Below are 324 nucleotides of genomic sequence, written 5' to 3' on the forward strand. Positions count from 1 at the left end.
CCTACGGGGGGCAGCAGTAGGGAATATTGCACAATGGGGGAAACCCTGATGCAGCGACGCCGCGTGAGTGATGAAGGCCTTCGGGTCGTAAAGCTCTGTCGTATGGGACTAACACAATGAAGGTACCATGCAAGAAAGGATCGGCTAACTTCGTGCCAGCAGCCGCGGTAAGACGAGGGATCCTAGCGTTGTTCGGAATTATTGGGCGTAAAGCGGGTGTAGGCGGACTTGTAAGTCAGGTGTGAAATCCCAGGGCTCAACCCTGGAAGTGCACTTGATACTGCAAGTCTTGAGTGTGGTAGAGGCTACTAGAATTCCTGGTGT

General features: G+C 53.4%; 1 rRNA gene. It reads left to right on the top strand.

From position 1 onward, the window contains the following. Nucleotides 1–324 (top strand): 16S ribosomal RNA (locus ACTHSL_RS13320); the annotation flags it as partial.

It is taken from the genome of Neisseria sp. P0008.S010 (assembly GCF_051962715.1).
Lineage (GTDB): Bacteria > Pseudomonadota > Gammaproteobacteria > Burkholderiales > Neisseriaceae > Neisseria > Neisseria elongata.